Source organism: Pseudobutyrivibrio sp. (assembly GCF_015057185.1).
Taxonomy (GTDB): Bacteria; Bacillota; Clostridia; order Lachnospirales; family Lachnospiraceae; genus Pseudobutyrivibrio.
On sequence record NZ_SVEV01000047.1, the window covers coordinates 1 to 15,795 of the forward strand.

At 38.0% G+C, this 15,795-nt stretch carries 10 protein-coding genes and 1 tRNA gene; all 11 read left to right on the forward strand.

The window, feature by feature from the left end; translation table 11 throughout:
* The 11 genes from E7276_RS14205 to E7276_RS14255 all read left to right on the forward strand — a co-directional run bounded on the left by E7276_RS14205 (window position 1) and on the right by E7276_RS14255 (window position 15,696).
* Window positions 1-71, forward strand: a tRNA-Trp gene (locus E7276_RS14205).
* A 319-nt stretch (window positions 72-390) separates the two neighbouring features.
* Window positions 391-1,245, forward strand: a complete 855-nt coding sequence (locus tag E7276_RS14210; RefSeq protein WP_294219011.1) for a LysR family transcriptional regulator — start codon at window positions 391-393, stop codon at window positions 1,243-1,245.
* A 132-nt stretch (window positions 1,246-1,377) separates the two neighbouring features.
* Entirely contained in the window at window positions 1,378-2,607 is a 1,230-nt protein-coding gene (locus tag E7276_RS14215) for an EAL and HDOD domain-containing protein (RefSeq protein ID WP_294219013.1), read from the forward strand.
* A gap of 182 nt (window positions 2,608-2,789) precedes the next feature.
* A complete protein-coding gene (locus E7276_RS14220) occupies window positions 2,790-3,017 on the forward strand; it encodes an HPr family phosphocarrier protein (RefSeq protein ID WP_294219015.1) in 228 nt (75 codons plus the stop codon).
* Between the two features lie 83 nt (window positions 3,018-3,100).
* Complete coding sequence (locus tag E7276_RS14225; RefSeq protein ID WP_294219017.1) at window positions 3,101-5,557, forward strand: ATP-dependent DNA helicase; 2,457 nt, start codon at window positions 3,101-3,103, stop codon at window positions 5,555-5,557.
* 109 nt (window positions 5,558-5,666) lie between these two features.
* A complete protein-coding gene (locus E7276_RS14230; RefSeq protein WP_294219020.1) occupies window positions 5,667-9,467 on the forward strand; it encodes a phosphoribosylformylglycinamidine synthase in 3,801 nt (1,266 codons plus the stop codon).
* Between the two features lie 308 nt (window positions 9,468-9,775).
* Window positions 9,776-10,846: a carbamoyl phosphate synthase small subunit gene (locus tag E7276_RS14235; protein ID WP_294219022.1), complete on the forward strand. Its 1,071-nt coding sequence runs from the start codon at window positions 9,776-9,778 to the stop codon at window positions 10,844-10,846.
* On the forward strand, window positions 10,846-14,046 hold the full coding sequence (gene carB, locus E7276_RS14240) for a carbamoyl-phosphate synthase large subunit (protein ID WP_294219025.1): 3,201 nt from the start codon (window positions 10,846-10,848) through the stop codon (window positions 14,044-14,046). The genes E7276_RS14235 and carB overlap by 1 nt, the downstream gene beginning before the upstream one ends.
* A gap of 16 nt (window positions 14,047-14,062) precedes the next feature.
* Window positions 14,063-14,293 (forward strand): purine biosynthesis protein PurH, encoded by a 231-nt coding sequence (locus E7276_RS14245; RefSeq protein ID WP_294219027.1) that lies wholly within the window; start codon window positions 14,063-14,065, stop codon window positions 14,291-14,293.
* 9 nt (window positions 14,294-14,302) lie between these two features.
* Complete coding sequence (locus E7276_RS14250; RefSeq protein ID WP_294219030.1) at window positions 14,303-14,755, forward strand: GAF domain-containing protein; 453 nt, start codon at window positions 14,303-14,305, stop codon at window positions 14,753-14,755.
* Window positions 14,756-14,826: 71 nt separating this feature from the next.
* Complete coding sequence (locus E7276_RS14255) at window positions 14,827-15,696, forward strand: YitT family protein (protein ID WP_294219033.1); 870 nt, start codon at window positions 14,827-14,829, stop codon at window positions 15,694-15,696.
* Window positions 15,697-15,795 lie beyond the last annotated feature (99 nt).

Consider the following 15,795-nt stretch of genomic DNA (forward strand, 5'->3'; position numbering starts at 1 on the left):
AGGGGACTGGTCAAATGGTATGATAGGGGTCTCCAAAACCTTTGGTGGGAGTTCGATTCTCTCGTCCCCTGTTTGACCTAACAGTTATAAACGATGTATTTACTTCGTTTATAGCTGTTATTTTTTTGCAAGAAATCACAAGAAAGTATCAGTTTACGGCGAGAAACTGTTTGTTTATTTATTTTTTCAAAAAGTTCTCATATAATAATATCATGCAAACGCATGAAATCAGCTATAAACCCCTAAGCTGATTATGATTAACACCCTATTAATCATTTCTCCCCTATTTTATATAGGCCCATTGTAAAAAGTAGTTTTACAATGGGATTTTTTTTTATATAATATTCTTTGGACTTTTTTTATTTAATAAAAATATATAGGGTGTTAAAAATGAATACAAAGAATTTTAAGTGTTTCCAAGTTTTATACGAGGAAAAGAATCTTGTTCCGGCAGCAAAGAAACTATTTATGTCGCCACAAGGATTGGGGAAATTAATAAAGACACTAGAAGACGAGGTAGGAACTCCTTTGTTTATCAGAACAAAGGACGGATTCACACCTACTGAGAGTGGTAAAATATTCTATGAAAAATCTTTGGAACTAGAGCAGAGCTTTTCTGAGTTAATGACTCGAATTGAGATTATTAGAAATAAAGAAAAGAGATTCCAAATCGGATTTGCTTCTGGAGCCATAAGAGTTATCGATATAGATAAAGTTCAAAAATTCATGATGAACAATCCGGAAATAATTGGTTTGTGGTTAGAAAATGACAATGCATCTATCAAAGAAAAGGTTCTAAGAGGAGAGCTGGGGTTTGGCTTTGTGATTGGTTGTGTTGATGATAACAATCTAGCACAGGTTTTGATAAAAAAAGAGGATATGTCTCTTTATGTTTATAAATCTCATCCATTTTGGGATAAAGATGAAATTGGAATAGATGAAATAAAGAATGAACCTATTATCTCTATGAATAGTAAATATAGAATTCACCAGGACTTCTTAACAGCTTGTCATATGAATGGATTTCATCCCAATATTATAGGTACAGTGAATGAAGGCGAGTCTATTAAGAAACTAGTTACTAATAGAGTTGGTCTTGGAGTATCACCTCGTATATTAGAAGACACTGACGAAATAAAGGCTGTTAAGCTTAAAGGAGACTATACTTGGGAGGTTTATGGTATATATAGACCAGACTATGTTGACATTGAAATTATTAAAAAATTGATTAATTATCTAGTATAGGTCAAATTTGTGAATTTGTTGAATAAATATCAGCTAAGTGGTATAATATTTACAAATATTCAGACAATTTAGTCATAACTTCTGAATATTTGTTATAGGCAAAATTGGGGTTAAAACAGAAGGAGAAGGATTATGCTTGCTACATTAGTACCACTTTTTTATGAAGACATGTCAGTGGCATCATATTGCTTGTATGCTCAGAAGGAGAATATGTTTGAGCATCCTCACTTACTAGGTGCTGGAAAGTATGATGGGGCTGGTTCCATCGTAGGAATCGAAGTTTTTGACAGTATTAACGAAGATGTTTTGGAGGATGGTTGCAATATAATCATTCCAATTAATAACATATCTTTATTTTCTAATATAGAGCAACAACTATCTGGATTTGATAACAGAGTAGTGTTGCTTGTTGATCAGTCCATTAAACCAGAAGAATCATATAATAAACGTCTATTAGATCTTAAATCCAAAGGTTTTAAGCTCGCAGTTAAAGATTTACCAGTAGCAAATATTGAAAGCTATAAATCAATGCTAGATGATTTTGATTTATTCTTAATTAATAGCGATAGCGGAGATGTTGTTGAACAGGCAAAACAGTTTAGAAAGCTTATGCCAAACATGGTATTTTGTGCTGAAAACTTACACAATAAGGAAGAGTTTGAAGCTGCAAAAGAATCAGGTTTATTCAAAATTTTCGAGGGTACCTTCTTTAGAGTTCCAATTAATACTCAGGATACTGAGGTAACACCTATAAAAATCAATTATCTAAAGCTAATGAAGGTTATAAACCAACCAGATTTTGATTTGGAAGATGTTTCAAACGTAATTGGACAGGATCCAGCTCTTTCGATAGAATTACTTAAAATTGCTAATAGGCTTACAATTAATTCAAATATCAGATCCATTCAGCAGGCAACAGCTCTATTAGGTCAAAAAGAAATTAGACGATGGTTAAATACCACATTGTTTAATTCATTGGCTGCCGGAAAGCCTAATGAAATTACTAGATTGTCATTGGTTAGAGCTAGATTTGCAGAAAATCTTGCCAAAGTATTTGATTATGCAATGCGCAAGGATGAGCTGTTTTTGATGGGATTGTTTTCATTGCTTAATTTGATACTTGATATGCCTATGGAGGAAGCTCTAGAACAGGTAGGTGTCAGCAATGAGATAAAGAAGGCGCTTATTAATGATGAAGGAGTATTTTCACCACAGCTTGATTTTTTATTGAGCTATGAAGCAGGAGATTGGCAAGAAGTTTCCAGACTTATGGTACTCCATGATATAGAGATGCATGAGGTATATGATTCATATGTAGAGGCTCTTAAATGGTATAGCACCATGTTTAAAGAAACAACTTAAAAAATATTTATACATAAAACCTCATAGTTTTGACTATGAGGTTTTGTTTTTAAATAAGTACTAGTAATTACACAATTGGTGAAAACTGGTATTAGAATAACGTTGACAGTACTTCTAAATGATGATATAAATTAGCAGAACAAAAAGTTAAGGTTATATATGTATTTAGGAGTAATTCAATTATGATGTTCAAAATTAGATTAGAAAATGTTAAGGACGCTGAAGAATTTGTTAAAGCAGCATCAGAGTGCGGTGGCGACGTAGATCTTCATAGCGGTGTTGTTTATATTGATGGTAAATCACTTCTTGGAGTTTTAGCAATGGGTATTAAGAGAGACTTAAATGTATCACTTAACAATCCTGAGGATTCAAGCTTTAGAAATGCCGTTAGAAAGTTCGTTGTTGCTTAATATATAATAATGTATAATAAGACCTGTGATATTCACAGGTCTTTTATTATGAAAAAATATATGAAATATAGCAGGCTAGATTTATGAAGGTTGCAAGGCTGGTAACTCCAGAGGGAGAGAAAGCACAAATAAATATTTCTGTCAGAAATCTGGTAGAGTTTTTGCTGAGAGAAGGAGATATTGACGATAGACATGGTTCTGTAGATCCTTTTGAGGCAATGCAAGAAGGAAGTAGGATTCATAGAAAAATTCAAAATTCTATGGGTCCTTTTTATCGTGCAGAGGTTCCTCTTAAATATAGTGTTGAGTATGATGACTATGTATTAGGCCTTGAAGGAAGAGCCGATGGATTAGTTCTTGAAATGGATGAGCATGGAACAGTTTTGTCTGCAACTGTGGATGAGATTAAAGGCATGTATATGGATGTTATGACATTTGAAAAGCCGGTGCTTGTCCATGAGGCGCAGGCTAAATGTTATGCCTTTATTATTGCTAATGAATATGATTTGCCTGAAATAGAGGTTCAATTGACTTATGTTAGTCTTGAGACAGAGGAAATCAAGTATTTTAGTCATATCTACACCCGAGAGGAAATTGAAGAATGGTTCATAACAATAATAGGTATTTTTAAGAAATGGGCTGATTTTCAATACTACCACAAAATGGAATTATTAGAATCGGCTCAAGGCTTAGAATTCCCTTATGAGTACAGAGATGGGCAAAAAAAGCTAGTCTCTGATGTATATAGAACAATTAACAGACGCAAGATTCTATTTATGCAAGCCCCAACTGGTACTGGTAAAACTATTGCAAACGTATTTCCTGCAGTAATGGCGCTAGGACAAAATCTTGCTGAAAGGGTATTTTATCTTACAGCAAAGACTGCAACAGCACTGGCGGCTCGTGACGCCTATAATTTGCTGGTTCAAAAGGGATACGAAGGTAAGACTATTATGCTTACTGCAAAGGAGAAAATGTGCCTTTGTGATGAAACAGATTGTAACCCGGAGAATTGCCCTTATGCTAGAGGCCATTACGATAGAATTAATGATGTAATTTATGAAGTGATTACAAAGGAGAGCGTAATCACTCGTGACGTTATATTAGAGTACGCTCAGGAATATGTTGTATGCCCATTTGAACTGGCATTAGATGTTAGTACATGGTGCGAAGGAATAATCTGTGACTACAATTATGTTTTTGACCCAAATGTATATTTGAAAAGATTCTTTGCTGAAGGAAAAACAGGAGAGCATATTTTCCTTATTGATGAAGCACATAACATGGTTGATAGAGCCAGAGAAATGTATTCCGAGACCCTTATAAAAGAAGAGATTCTTTCTATTAAAAGATATGCAAAACCGGTTAGCAAGAAGCTGACAAACGCGTTGGACAAATGCAATAGAATAATGCTGGAATACAAAAGGGAATGTGACCATGATATTACAGTACTTGATGACATCGATTTGTTATTAAATGCATGTGATAATTTGCAAATGATTCTTGAACAGCTATTCAAAAAGGAAATAAAGTTTGGAATCTACCAGGATGAAGTTTTGGATTTTTATTTTAGGCTAAGAAATTTCACAGCACTGGCATATCAGCAAGACAGCGACCATTATAGAATTTATTGTGATTTTGATGAGGACAAAAATTTCCAGCTTCATTTATATTGCATCGACCCTTCGGCTCAATTACAAGAGAGATTGAAAATGGCTAGGTCAACTGTATATTTTTCTGCCACATTGCTTCCTATAGATTATTACAAGGATTTGCTGTGCAACATTACAGATGTTTATGCCATCTACGTAGATTCTGTTTTTAAACAGGAAAATAGATTATTACTATTAGGTACGGACGTAACTAGTAAATATACTCGAAGAGGCGATGAGGAATATGCAAAATATGCTAAGTATATTCACACTATTGTAAATGCAAAGCAGGGGAATTATATGGTTTTTGGTCCATCCTATAAATTCTTGGCTGATATTAAACAAAAATATGTAGAAGAGTTTGCTGATCAGGATTCTATAAAAGAATCAGAGGATTCATATAAAGAAGAGTATGATAATGTAGAAATTCTTTTGCAGCAACAAAACATGACTGAGCAGGAAAGAGAAGATTTCTTACTTGAGTTTGAGAAAAAAAGAGAAAAATCCATGGTGGCATTTTGTACCTTAGGTGGAATATTCTCCGAAGGAATTGATTTAGTTGGGGGAAAGCTGATAGGCTCGATTATTCTTGGCGCTGGACTACCTCAAGTAGGAAATGAGAGAAAACTCATGTCGGATTTCTTCGATGACAATGGGAAAAATGGATTCGAATATGCTTATTTGTATCCGGGAATGAATAAGGTCATCCAAGCAGCAGGAAGACTTATTAGAACCAAGGATGATGTGGGGGTAATAGCACTTCTCGATGATAGATTTAGATTTTCTAGCTATAGAAAAACATTTCCGAGAGAGTGGAATGATGCCACATTTACTACTGTTGAAGACATTTCGTCAAAATTGACGAATTTCTGGAATAAAAAAGATTAAAATACTATTAGGAGATGTGAACAAATTGTGTTATACTCTTTGTAACTTTGGGGAATAACATAGTTCATATCTCCGGAGTTAATTCAAGTAAATATTACGGAGGTGTAATGTGGGCAAAGTAAGAAGAGTTTACGTTGAGAAGAAGCCACAATTTGCAGTATCTGCCAAGTCACTGTTTTCCGAAATAGGAAGCTACTTAGGCATCAAGGATGTTACAGGAGTTAGAGTCTTGATTCGATATGACGTTCAGGACGTATCTGACGATGTTTTTAAGAAAGCAATGAAGACCGTTTTTTCGGAGCCTCCTGTTGATGATGTGTATGAAGAAACATTTGATTATTCTGGTCGTGTTTTTTCTGTGGAGTTTTTACCAGGTCAGTTCGACCAGCGAGCTGATTCTGCCGAGCAGTGTCTTAAACTCTTAAATGAAAATGAAGAGCCGACTATTCATACAGCAACTACCTATGTTATTGAGGGTAGCATTACTGACGACGAATTCGATGCTATTAAGAAGCATTGTATTAATCCTGTTGATTCTAGAGAGACTTCACTTGATAAACCAGAGTCTCTATCTAATAATTTCGATGAGCCAGCCGACGTCAAGACATTTGACGGATTCATTTCTATGGCTGAAAAAGATTTACGCAAGTTATATGATTCCTTAAATCTTGCTATGACATTTAAGGATTTCCTTCATATTCAAAACTATTTTTCCAATGATGAGCATAGAGATCCAACTGTTACAGAAATCAGAGTACTTGATACTTATTGGTCTGATCACTGTAGACATACAACTTTCTCTACTGAACTTAAAAATGTAACAATTGAGGATGGACATTATAAGACTCCTATTCAGGATACTTTTAATGACTATTTAGATAATTTCAAGATTCTTTATAAGGATCGTGATGATAAATTTGTTTGCCTTATGGACCTTGCACTTCTTGCAATGAAGCGCCTTAAGGCAGATGGAAAGCTTGCTGATCAGGAAGAGTCAGATGAGATTAATGCTTGCTCAATCGTAGTTCCTATTAATGTAGATGGAACAGAAGAAGAGTGGTTAATTAACTTTAAAAATGAGACACACAATCACCCTACAGAAATAGAACCATTTGGTGGCGCAGCAACTTGCCTTGGTGGAGCAATTAGAGATCCACTTTCAGGTCGTACATATGTATATCAGGCAATGCGAGTTACAGGTGCTGCTGATCCAACAGTTTCTGTAAAGGATACTATTGAAGGAAAGTTACCACAGAAGAAGCTTGTTCGTGAGGCAGCTCACGGTTATAGCTCATATGGAAACCAGATTGGTCTTGCTACTGGATATGTAAAAGAGATTTATCATCCAGACTATGTTGCAAAGCGTATGGAAATTGGTGCTGTTATGGGCGCTGCTCCAAGACGTGCTGTACAGAGGCTTAATTCTGATCCAGGAGACAAAATCATTCTTCTTGGTGGCCGTACAGGTCGCGATGGAATCGGTGGCGCTACTGGTTCATCAAAGGCTCATAATACAGAGTCTACAGCAGTTTGTGGTGCTGAGGTTCAAAAGGGTAACCCACCTACAGAGAGAAAGATTCAGCGTCTTTTCAGAAGAGAAGAGGTTTCATATATTATCAAGAAATGTAACGACTTTGGTGCCGGCGGCGTTTCAGTAGCAATCGGTGAGCTTGCACCTGGTCTTGTAGTTAATCTTGATTTAGTACCAAAGAAGTATGCAGGTCTTGATGGTACTGAGCTTGCTATTTCTGAGTCACAGGAGCGTATGGCTGTTGTTGTAGCACCAAGTGATGTAAATAAGTTTTTACAGTATGCAGCTGAGGAAAACTTAGAGGCAATAGAAGTTGCTGAGGTAACTAAGGAGCCTAGACTTGTTCTTAAATGGAGAGGAAAAGAAATTGTTAACCTTTCTAGAGCATTTCTTGATACAAATGGTGCTCATCAGGAGACAGATGTTTATGTTGAGCTTCCTAATGAAGCAGATAAGCTAATTGACAAGATTGGAATCGAAAAGGTTAAGAAAGATGTTGAGGCTGGAGATTTCAGAGCTGCTTGGTTAGATTCTCTTTCAGACCTTAACGAGTGCTCACAGAAGGGTCTTGTAGAAATGTTTGACGGCTCTATCGGAGCCGGTTCGACACTTATGCCATTTGGTGGTAAATATCAGCTTACAGAGACTCAGTCAATGGTTGCTAAGGTACCTGTAGCAGACGGTCACACTGATGCAGTTACTATGATGGCATATGGATTTAATCCTTATCTTAGCTCATGGTCACCATATCATGGTGCACAGTTTGCAGTACTTGAATCAGTAGCAAGAATTGTTGCAGCTGGTGGTGATTACAAGAAAATTAGATTTACTTTCCAGGAGTACTTCCGCAGAATGAGCGAGGATCCAAAGAGATGGAGCCAGCCATTTGCAGCACTTCTTGGTGCATATAGAGCACAAATGCAATTTGAACTCCCATCAATCGGTGGAAAGGACTCTATGTCAGGAACATTTAATGAAATCGATGTTCCACCAACACTAGTTTCATTTGCAGTAGATGTTGCTAAGCAGGGAGATATTGTTACTCCAGAACTCAAGCAGCCAGGAGACAAGCTTTTCATTCTTAGAGTTCTTAGAGATGCTTATGACCAACCAAACTATCAGCAGGCTAAAATTATTTATGCTGCAGTTCGTCAGATGGTTGAGATGGACAACATTAGAGCAGCATATGCACTTGATGCAAATGGTGTTGTACCAGCTGTTTCAAAGATGGCTTTTGGTAACAAGCTTGGCGTTAAGCTTTACGATGAATTCTCTGAGATGACTTTGTTCGGCTTCGCAGTAGGTGATCTCTTACTTGAAGTTTCAGAAGATTCAGCTTTAGCAATCGAGCGTGAGCTTTCAAAGAATGGTCTTATGGATTGTGGTTATGTTGTCGGTGAGGTTACTGATGATGCCACATTTACATATAGAGATGTTAAGATTCCAGTTGATGAGGCTATTGCAGCATGGACAGGAACACTTGAGAAGGTATTTAAGACTCGCAGTCACGAAGATACATCACTTGTAGATACAGGTCTTTATGAAGAGAAGAAATTCTATATTTGCAAGAATAAAATTGCAAAGCCTAGGGTATTTATTCCAGTATTCCCTGGTACAAACTGTGAGTACGATTCAGCTAGAGCCTTCGAAAATGCAGGTGCTATTGCAAATGTAAAGGTATTCAAGAACCAGACAGCTGCTGATATTAGAGAATCTGTTGATGAATTCTCAAGAGCTATTGCTCAGTCACAGATTGTTATGTTCCCTGGTGGTTTCTCAGCTGGTGATGAGCCAGAGGGTTCTGCAAAGTTCTTTGCAACAGCATTTAGAAATGCGAAAATGAAGGAAGCTATTCAAGGCCTTCTTGACAACAGAGATGGACTTATGCTTGGTATTTGTAATGGCTTCCAGGCACTCATCAAGCTTGGACTTGTTCCATATGGTGAGATTCATACACAAAAAGAAGATGCACCAACACTTACATATAATACAATTGGACGTCATATTTCAAAGATGGCATACACAAAGGTAGTCAGCAACAAGTCTCCATGGCTTGCTGGAGCTCAGCTTGGTGAGACATATTGTTCGCCAGCTTCTCATGGTGAAGGACGATTTGTTGCATCAGAAGAGTGGCTTAAGAAGCTCTTTGAGAATGGACAGGTTGCAACACAGTATGTTGACGAAAGCGGAAATCCTACAATGGATGAAGAGTGGAACATCAACGGAAGCTACTGTGCAATCGAAGGTATCACTAGTCCAGATGGTAGAGTATTTGGTAAGATGGCTCACGCAGAGCGTAGAGGTGACGGTGTAGCTATCAATATTTATGGAAATCAAGACATGAAGCTTTTCGAAGCTGGTGTAGATTACTTCCGTTAAAACAAAAACTCCAAGGTAACTATATACCTTGGAGTTTTAATAAAACGAAAAATCTTAATCGATTTTTCTGTGTTAGTTAAAAATAGTCTCCGGTAGAATAGTTTAGAGTGTTTCATTTGTTATTACTTACTATTCTAGTGAGTATAGCGAAATAGTGATTAGAAAATATGAACTTGTGAAATATTTTCTAATCAGGAGGCTTTAGCCGACGATAAGCGATACTAGAATAGTTAGTAATAGCAGATGAGACTTCACATTGGTATAGTTCCGGAGACGATATAAAAATAAAAGGGTAGAAAAGAGGAAAGATGAAAGCGTTTTTAATTTTGGAAGATGGTACAGTGTTTGAAGGAACAAGTATTGGATCTACCAGAGAAGTAGTCAGTGAGATAGTTTTTAATACTTCCATGACAGGCTATCTTGAGGTTCTTACTGATCCATCATATGCTGGACAGGCTGTATGTATGACATATCCACTTATAGGTAACTACGGTATCACTGATGACATGGAAAGCGGCCGCCCATGGCCTGACGGATTCATCGTTAGAGAGCTAAGCCGTATTCCTTCAAATTTCCGTTGTAAGGGAACAATTCAGGACTTCCTTGTAAAGCATAATATTACAGGTATTTCTGGAATTGATACACGTGCTCTTACAAAAATCCTTCGTGACCGTGGAACTATGAACGGAATGATTACAACAAATGAGCACTTTAAGTTTGAGGAGATTAAGCCAAAGCTTGAAGCATATGCAACTGGCGATGTCGTTTCAAAGGTAACATGTGAGGAGAAATCTGTGCTTCCTGGAAATGGCAAAAAGGTAGCACTTCTTGATTTTGGTGCAAAGAGAAATATAGCAAAATCATTAAATGATAGAGGCTGTGAGGTAACAATTTATCCTGCCCACACAAAGGCAAAAGAAATCTTAGCAGGAAATCCAGACGGAATTATGCTTTCAAACGGACCTGGAGATCCAAAGGATTGCGGACCTATCATTGATGAGGTTAAAAAGCTATATGATTCTGATGTGCCAATTTTTGCAATCTGCCTAGGACATCAGTTGATGGCTCTTGCAAATGGACTTGATACACACAAGTTAAAGTACGGACACAGAGGTGGAAATCACCCAGTAAAGGATTTAGAGACTGGCAAGGTTTACATTTCATCACAGAACCACGGTTATGTAGTAGATACAGACGGGCTTGATGAGAAAATTGCTGTTCCTGCATTTGTAAATGTAAATGATGGAACAAATGAAGGTCTTAAATATACAGGAAAGAATATTTTCACTGTACAGTTCCATCCTGAGGCATGCCCAGGACCACAGGACAGTGGATATTTGTTTGATAGATTTATTAAGATGATGGGAGGAGAGCAGTAATGCCAAAAAGAAGTGACATTAAGAAAGTAATGGTGATTGGCTCTGGCCCTATCGTCATAGGCCAAGCGGCTGAGTTTGATTATGCTGGAACACAGGCCTGCCGTTCCCTTAAAGAAGAGGGTATGGAGGTTTGTCTTGTAAACTCAAACCCAGCAACAATTATGACTGACAAAGAAATTGCTGATCAGGTTTACATTGAGCCTCTTACAGTTGATGTATTAAAGCAGATTATTATTAAGGAGAAGCCAGATTCACTTCTTCCAACACTTGGAGGACAGGCTGGACTTAACCTTGGTATGGAGCTTGCTGAGTCTGGCTTCTTAGAGGAGCATGGAGTAAAGCTTATCGGAACTACAGCAGAAACTATTTTTAGAGCTGAGGATAGACAGGCATTTAAGGACACAATGGAAAAGCTGGGTGAGCCTGTAGCAGCTTCTCTTGTAGTAAACACAGTAGAGGATGGTATCAAGTTTACAAATACTATTGGATACCCAGTAGTACTTCGTCCAGCATACACACTTGGTGGTTCAGGTGGTGGTATTGCAAATAACCAACAGGAGTTAGTAGAGATTCTTACAAACGGACTTAGACTTTCTCGTGTACATGAAGTTCTTGTTGAGCGTTGTATCGCTGGTTGGAAGGAAATTGAGTACGAGGTAATGCGTGATGCCAACGGCAACTGTATCACAGTATGTAACATGGAAAACATTGATCCAGTTGGTGTACATACTGGTGACTCAATCGTAGTTGCTCCTTCTCAGACACTTGGTGATAAGGAATACCAGATGCTTCGTACATCTGCACTTCGTATCATAGATGAGCTGGGAATTACAGGAGGATGTAACGTACAGTACGCCCTTCATCCAGAAAGCTTTGAGTATTGTGTAATCGAGGTTAACCCAAGAGTTTCTCGTTCATCTGCACTTGCTTCTAAGGCAACAGGATATCCAATCGCAAAGGTTGCCGCAAAGATTGCCCTTGGCTACACACTTGATGAGATTCCTAATGCTATTACTAAAAAGACCTTCGCATCCTTCGAGCCAATGCTTGATTACTGCGTAGTTAAAATACCTAGACTTCCATTTGATAAGTTTATTACAGCCACAAGAAAGCTTACAACTCAGATGAAGGCTACTGGCGAGGTTATGTCAATCTGCAACAATTTTGAGGGAGCCCTTATGAAGGCTATCCGCTCACTTGAGCAGCATGTTGACTCACTTCTTAGCTATGATTTCTGCGATATGACAGATGAGGAGCTTCATGAAGCATTAAAGATTGTTGATGACAGAAGAATATACTGCATTGCCGAGGCTCTTAGACGTGGCGCTTCATACGAGACTATCCACAATATCACAAAAATTGATATGTGGTTCATTGATAAAATTAAAATCCTGGTTGAAATGGAGCTTAGACTTCAGCAGGAAGAGCTTACAGTTGACCTTCTCAAGGAGGCAAAGAGAATTGAGTTCCCTGATAGTGTTATCGCTCACTTAAATGGCAAGATGACAGAGGATGAGGTTCGCAAGATGCGCTACGACAATGGCATCGTTGCAGCATACAAGATGGTTGATACATGTGCAGCAGAGTTTGATGCCATGACACCTTACTACTACAGTGTTTACGGAAGTGAAAATGAGGCTGTAGAAACAAAGGATAGAAAGAAAGTACTTGTACTTGGCTCAGGCCCTATCAGAATCGGTCAGGGTGTTGAGTTTGATTACTGTTCTGTTCATGCCACATGGGCATTTGCAAAAGAGGGCTGGGAGACAGTCATCGTAAACAACAACCCAGAGACGGTTTCAACAGACTTTGATATCGCTGACAAGCTTTATTTTGAGCCTCTTACAAATGAGGATGTAGAGTCAATCGTAAATCTTGAAAAGCCAGATGGAGCTATTGTACAGTTTGGTGGACAGACAGCTATCAAGCTTACAGAGCACCTTATGAAAATTGGTGTGCCAATTCTCGGTACAAAGGCTGAGGACGTAGATGCAGCAGAGGATAGAGAGTTATTCGATGAGATTCTTGAGCAGACACAGATTCCTCGTGCAGCAGGTGGTACCGTATTCACAGCAGAGGAAGCAAAGGAAGTTGCAAACAGACTTGGATATCCTGTACTTGTTAGACCTTCATATGTTCTCGGTGGACAGGGCATGCAAATCGCATTTAACGACGAAGAGATTGAGAAGTTCATGGACATTATCAATCAGATTGCACAGGATCATCCAATCCTTGTTGATAAGTATTTACAGGGTAAGGAAATCGAGGTTGATGCCATCTGCGATGGCGAGAACATTCTCATTCCTGGTATCATGGAGCATATCGAGCGTACTGGTATTCACTCAGGTGATAGTATTTCGGTATATCCTGCCCATACAATCACTCAGGACATCAAGGACAAGATTGTAGATTATACAGAGCGTCTTGCAAAAGCCCTTCATGTACTTGGTATGATTAACATCCAGTTTATCGCTATGGATGGAGAGGTGTATGTAATCGAGGTTAATCCACGAAGCTCACGTACAGTACCATACATCAGCAAGGTAACTGGTATTCCAATCGTAGACCTTGCAGCAAAGGCAATTCTTGGTCACAAGATTACAGATATGGGCTACAAGCCAGGTTTACAGCCTGAAGCTGACTATATCGCAATTAAGATGCCAGTGTTCTCATTCGAGAAGCTTCGCGGTGCTGAGATTTCTCTTGGACCAGAAATGAAATCTACTGGTGAGTGCCTTGGTATCGCAAAGACATTTGAGGAAGCATTATACAAAGCATTCCTTGGTGCTGGCGTAGTACTTCCAAAGCACAAGCAGATGATTATTACTGTAAAGGATGCTGATAAGCCAGAGGCACTTGAGGTGGCAAAGAGATTTGAAAAGCTTGGTTACACAATTTACGCTACACGTTCTACAGCAAAATATTTGCAGAATGGTGGAGTAGAGTGCCGTCAGGTTAATAAGATTACACAGGAATCTCCAAACGTAATGGACCTTATCCTAGGACATAAAATTGACCTTGTAATCGATACACCTACACAGGGACATGGAGATAAGACAAGAGATGGATTCCTTATTAGAAGAAATGCCATCGAGACAGGTATCAACTGTATCACAGCGATGGATACTGCAGTTGCACTTGCCACATCACTTGAATCTGCAACTACAGAATACACACTTGTGGATGTAGCAAAGATATAATAAATGGAGAAACGCTATGTCATATTTAATTAAAGATACGACAAAAGAAGAGAGAGAACAGATTGTAAAGGAATCATTAGGAAACATAGAGGCAAATTGCGATGGTTGCATGGCAGGACTTGCTGAAATGTATGATGATTATATTGAGGGCAAGAAGGAGCTACGCGAGATAAACATGGAGTTCAATGCCAGATATGTTAAAGACGACAATATGGAAGGCAGAGACGGAAGAAGCTGCGTTATGTAGGAGGTAGAAATGACAGATTATAATTTACTTGCAGAACAGATTAAATCATTGGCAGAGGATGAACCTAATTATATTCCAGTTCTTTCCAATGCTTCTGCACTAATATATGATGCTATGCCAGAATTAAACTGGGCAGGTTTCTATTTAATGAATAATGGCTCATTGTTACTTGGCCCTTTCCAAGGAAAAGTTGCATGCATAAGAATTGCACTTGGCAAAGGTGTATGTGGTACGGCAGCAGGAAATGACGAGACACTTGTTGTGCCAAATGTTCATGAGTTCCCAGGGCATATTGCTTGCGACTGCGCATCTAATTCTGAGATAGTCGTACCAATTCATAAGGATGGAAAAGTAATTGGTGTACTTGATATAGATAGCCCAAAGCTAGAGCGATTTACAGCTGAAGATAGAAAAGGCCTTGAACTATTTGTAAAGACTCTTGAAAATGTTACTTGCTTTTAGCAGGGACTCTGTTAGAATAAATTCTGCGCATTGTTTAATGTAGAATTAATTTAAATAGGACAGGTATAGAAATGAATTCTAAATCTATTATTAGAGAACTTTTGATTCTTACTATAGCAACTGTTATTATCGGCGCGGCTGTATTCTTTTTCCTTATGCCGAGCCATGCGTCAGTAAGCAGTATTTCAGGTTTTGCAATCGTGCTAACTAATTTTATGCCATTTTCAGTATCAACCATTACCATGGTTTTGAATGTGGTACTTCTTATAATTGGATTTATAACCATTGGAACAGAGTTTGGATACAAAACAGTTTATACATCGATTTTGCTTCCAGTGACAATTGGTGTATTTGAAAAGCTATTTCCAAATTACACTTCATTGACAGGGGATGCAGCTCTTGATGTTGTGTGTTACATTTTCTTAGTCAGCATTGGAAGCGCCATTTTATTCAATAGAAATGCATCTTCAGGTGGGTTGGACATTGTTGCAAAAATTCTTAATAAGTATTTACGTCTTGATTTAGGAAAGGCAATGTCAGTAGCGGGAATGTGTATTGCCCTTTCATCAGCATTAGCCTACGATTCAAAGACTGTAATTTTAAGTGTTTTAGGTACCTACTTAAATGGAATGGTATTAGATCATTTCATTTTCGATCAGAAGCTCAAAAGAAGAGTATGTATTGTATCTCCATTTGAGACTCAGATTAGAGATTTTATATTAAACGAGCTTCACAGTGGCGCTAGTATTTACAAGGTAATCGGCGCATACAGAATGGAAGAGCACGATGAAATCATTACTATAGTCGATAAAAATGAGTATCAGAAACTGATGGCATTTATTGACAAAGTTGATCCACAGGCATTCATTACAGTATACAAAGTAAGTGATATGCAATATCAATCAAAGGCATTACCAGAAAGACAATTTAAGGAATGTTAATTTAATATTAGTAAATGAAAAAAGGAGCTGTTAAAAAACTCCCCTAAAAGGTAAGGATTCAGCCACCATCCTAACGGATGGGCACTGAATCCTTTTTAT